This window comes from Methylobacterium terricola (assembly GCF_006151805.1).
Lineage (GTDB): Bacteria > Pseudomonadota > Alphaproteobacteria > Rhizobiales > Beijerinckiaceae > Methylobacterium > Methylobacterium terricola.
In genome coordinates this window covers 1-3913 of sequence record NZ_VDDA01000081.1, presented here as the reverse complement: position 1 = coordinate 3913, position 3913 = coordinate 1, and the positions used below count along the sequence as shown (strand labels likewise).

General features: G+C 64.2%; 4 protein-coding genes. 1 reads left to right on the top strand and 3 read right to left on the bottom strand.

What is annotated here, in order from left to right; translation table 11 throughout:
* Positions 1-1151: 1151 nt before the first annotated feature.
* Positions 1152-1277 (bottom strand): hypothetical protein, encoded by a 126-nt coding sequence (locus tag FF100_RS38475; protein ID WP_281287369.1) that lies wholly within the window; start codon positions 1275-1277, stop codon positions 1152-1154.
* 292 nt (positions 1278-1569) lie between these two features.
* Between FF100_RS38475 and FF100_RS37505 the strand changes: the two genes are divergently transcribed.
* Entirely contained in the window at positions 1570-1725 is a 156-nt protein-coding gene (locus tag FF100_RS37505; RefSeq protein WP_171070483.1) for a hypothetical protein, read from the top strand.
* A gap of 76 nt (positions 1726-1801) precedes the next feature.
* Here the strand turns inward: FF100_RS37505 and FF100_RS36600 are convergent, their stop codons facing one another.
* Positions 1802-3064 carry a glycosyltransferase gene (locus tag FF100_RS36600; RefSeq protein ID WP_246102807.1) on the bottom strand — a complete coding sequence of 421 codons (1263 nt, stop codon included), beginning with the start codon at positions 3062-3064 and terminating at the stop codon, positions 1802-1804.
* A gap of 258 nt (positions 3065-3322) precedes the next feature.
* A complete protein-coding gene (locus tag FF100_RS36595) occupies positions 3323-3757 on the bottom strand; it encodes a hypothetical protein (protein ID WP_139040905.1) in 435 nt (144 codons plus the stop codon).
* Between the last annotated feature and the right edge of the window lie 156 nt (positions 3758-3913).

Sequence of the window (3913 nt, the reverse complement as noted above, 5' to 3'; positions counted from 1 at the left end):
GGCGAGGCGGGTGCGGCGGCAGAAGCGGGGCGATCGCAGACCAGAGGTCGTCGGGAAGAAGCGGGCGAGCCATACCACCCCAACGCCCAACAGACCCGATCGTGCCGTTCTGTTAGGCGCTCTTAGAGCGCGGTAGCACAGGGCATGCCAAGGGGGGAAGTCGGCAAGCCAAACACCAAACAGAACAACGCCCACCGAAGGGATAGGACCTCGGTGGGCGTCTCCATGCCTTCGATGCGGGGAACCAACACTCGCATTGCCAATGCTGGATTGCAGGCGTCGGTTCCCGCTTGAGCCTACTTGCCGCCGCCGCCCTGCGGTACGGCACGCTCCGGCTGGCTGGCATTGCCGCCAGTGGCTGAATTGGTCTGGACTGTAGAGGCGCCCGTGGGCCCCGGCGCGATCGTCACGTTAGGATCGGATCCGGTGTTGCCCGGCGAGGGCGCAACGGTTCCGGTCACGCCCGGAGCACCGGGGGAAGTAGGGGCGGTGGGGCTGACAGCCGTCTGAGCAGAGGCGGCGCCAACAAGGGCCAGAGCCGCAGTGAGGCCTAGAAGCATTGAGCGCATGTTGGTCTCCGTAACGTATTGTGAGCTGCCAACGCCAACTGAGGCTGGAAGTTCATCTGTGTTAAGGCCCGGTCACGCCTCTGGCCGGAGGATGGAGCCAAACTCGGCTCTCAGGAGTGTTCTCCGCGGCATCCTTCTCGACGTGGACGCGGTCTGGGTTACGGTGGAAAGGCAGGAGCCGGCGCACCCGGTCAGCGATGGCTTCGACTTCGAGGGAGAGCAAGGACGGGCCGCAGAGCCACTCGTCCCGCTCGCGCGACGAGGAGCGCATCCGGGTTGCCGGCAGGCAGGCGCTCCAGCGCCGCCAGGAGACATGGCAGACCGGCTGGGGCGGCCTGCATTGCCTCGAACTCGATCGCACGCAGCTCCCGGTGCTGGCGGGCAAAGCCGGCCGTCGTGGACGGGAACGGGTTGGTCGCGACCGCCGCCGAGCCAGCGGTCCATGCACTATGAGTGCCTTGGTCTGTCAGAGAACGTTGCCTCCGCCAGCGCCCCGCTTCCTTCCGCGTCCCCGTTGCCTCACCCCCGCGTCGTGCTCGTCGGCCACGCGAGCACGACCCTTGAGAAGCTCGGCTAGTCGGGTCAAGCGGCGGTCGGGTACTGGCGCTCAATCACGGTCCGGATGATCGGTAAGTGCTCGATGAGCATATCGCCGATGGCCTGCTCGTCGGGGTTGTCGGCCCCGCGATAATGCTCGATCGCGGCCATGACGCTGCTGTGCCCGGCAACCGGCTTGTGAAGGGCCCCGATGATGTCCGGTCTAGCTCGTCGTCGGTGAGGTGGCGCAGGCTGCCGCACTCAACAAGAGGCTACCATTCGCGTCGCTTCCTACTCTGGCGCAAGGCCTCCGCCCGCTTCCTGCGCTCGTCGTCGCTCAGCGGCAGGCCCATGCCCTCGGCGGCTTCGGGCGGGATCGGCTCGTTCTGCTTTGGCTGCGGCGGTGGCGGTGGGTCATTGCGGTGCTTCGGTTGGGCGCTCACCTGTTGATCGTAGTTCTAAGATGCGCAACGAGCGTATTAATTTTGACCGGAAGCCGATCCCACAGCGGCTGGAGCGGGTATTTGTCCGCGTCGGACAGGCAATTGATTTATTAACAGCGGGCTCCCTGCATAACCTCATCCTCGTCATCATGCGGCCGACATCGAAGTTGATGTGAATGCTTATGCTCGGGTCGATTATTTCCGACGGTGTAATATATTAACAGGCGGGTCGGTATCTCTTGCCCGGTCGGTTTAGGATACCATGTCGTTGATAGCCTTGCAGGCGTTCGCGATCCCATTCTCTCTGGACATCTGTCCTTGCACCTCGCGGCAGGCGTTTGACACCGCGGCGGAACGTACTAGTCCGTCGATCACGCGTCGCGCCCGGCGGACGGTGAAGCGCCAGCGGCTGAGCGAGGTGCCAACTCCGAGGCGCACTACCCGCTGCGCTTCGTCGGCATGGTCGAACGCCACCGGCACGATCAGCTGCGGGCAGCCCGCCGCCAGTGCCTGAGCTACTGTACCCACTCCGCCGTGATGGATCAGTGCTACGCAGGATGGCAGCAGCCTACTCAGCGGCGCATAGGGGACTTGCAGTACCCCGGGCGGCAGGTCGGCCGGCAGTTCTTCGGGCTTCGCGGCGAGCAGGATGCCGCGCCGTCCCGAGAGCCGGCACACCTCGACGGCGGTGGCGAAGAATGGGCGGGCGCCAGTCATCGCTGAGCCGTAGGTGAAGACCAGCGGCGCCGGCCCAGCGTGCAGGAAGGTGGCTAGGTCGGGCGCCAAGCCGGCGGCCTCGCCGTAGGTATCAGCGAGAGGAAAGTCGACCTGGATCACCTGCACCGGCCAGTCGGCCTGGGGCGGGGCGTACCATTCAGGCACTGCGAGCAGGACACGCTCGGGGCTGTGCCACCAGTGGCGCAGGCGCTTAACGGGATCGAGACCGAGGCCGGCGCGGAAGGCGTTGAGTTGCGGTAGCACAGCGGGTCCGAGAACGAAGTGATCGGCGCCGCGGCCGAGGGCGTGGCGCCAGCGCGCTGGCATCAGACGGGGCAGCGGTAAGCCCGGCAGTCGAGGTGGAGCAATCCGGCTTTCAAGAAGCATCGGCATCAGGTGGAGCGTCGTCAGAGACAGCCCAAGTCGTTCTTGCGCTACACGGGCTCCGAGCGCGAGAGTGGAGGCGACCACCAAATCTTTTCCTGGGCAGGCCTGCGTCTCCAGCCAACGATAAGTGGGTTCGATCGCCTCTGCGATCGCCTTGAGCATGATGCGAGCGCCCCGGATCGGGCGCCACAGCGCCTGCTGCCGTACCACATGCTCGAAGTCGGCCGATGTGCCGATGGCGTGGAACGACAGGCTAGCGCGAGCGGCAAGAGGCATGAAGGGTTCGGGTGCTGCGAGGTATACTTGATGGCCGCGTGCCTGAAGCGCTTCGCCAAGTGCAATGACGGGTAGAATGTCGCCATGGGTGCCAAGGGCAACGAGGAACACACGGCGGCTTTCGCCGGTCATCATGGTCGTACCAAGATGTGTTGTAGACAGCTCCAACGTCTCTGAAGGGCGGACCCTCGAGCGTGCTTCATCCATTCTCCAATGTTGATTGTGTGCAACATATGGCACTGTCCATTTTAATCTGAAGTTGGGCAGCGTATAAAATAATTGATAAAATCGGTAGCGAAATAACAATTGCATAAATCATAAAAAATTAGAAAAAATCTTCAATGCCCCAGCTGGTGGCTAGCGTTGGGTGGGCTTTCATTCAATCGGATCGCCTCAAGCCGCCGGATACGGCCCCTGGAACAGGTCGCCCATGGCCTTGCGCCGGAACAGGGTGCGCCAGCGGCGGCGCTGATGCTCATTGCGGTCGTGCAGCATGTGGCAGCGCTGGCAGAACGCCGCCAGGTTGGCGTCCTCGTTGTTGGCGGTGTCGTGGTCGCGGTGAGCGGTGGCCAGCACCACCTTCGTGACCCTGATCCGGGAAAACAGGTCCTCATCGCGCAGTCGCTGCCGGAGCCGGCGGCCCTGACCGTCGCGCCAGGCCGAGATCTCGGCATCCCACCACCGGCCGTCGCCGAGGTGGAAGACCCGCTGGAGGTGCGGGCGGGCGCATTCCTCGCACCGGCCCTGCGCCCGGCGGAAGCGGATGGCGTCGGAGAGTTGCGGCCAGTCGATGGGATAGAAGAAGCGGTGCTCCGGCCGGATCGGCATCCCTGCTCCTCGAGTCGGCGGGTTCGCTTTCCAGGGGAGCTTAGCAGCGCCTACGATAAAGCCTAGCCTTATGGGAGATACCGAGTGTGTGCTGCCGAAGCCGGCTACGCTGGAGCGTCGAAGCTCACAGGAGGTGTGACGAAGCCGCCTAAATGG

Bases quoted from the DNA above. Each gene is read 5' to 3' on its own strand.
- FF100_RS38475 (WP_281287369.1), bottom strand. From the start codon at position 1,277: ATGGCCGCGATCGAGCATTATCGCGGGGCCGACAACCCCGACGAGCAG.
- FF100_RS37505 (WP_171070483.1), top strand. From the start codon at position 1,570: ATGCGCAACGAGCGTATTAATTTTGACCGGAAGCCGATCCCACAGCGG.
- FF100_RS36600 (WP_246102807.1), bottom strand. From the start codon at position 3,064: ATGATGACCGGCGAAAGCCGCCGTGTGTTCCTCGTTGCCCTTGGCACC.
- FF100_RS36595 (WP_139040905.1), bottom strand. From the start codon at position 3,757: ATGCCGATCCGGCCGGAGCACCGCTTCTTCTATCCCATCGACTGGCCG.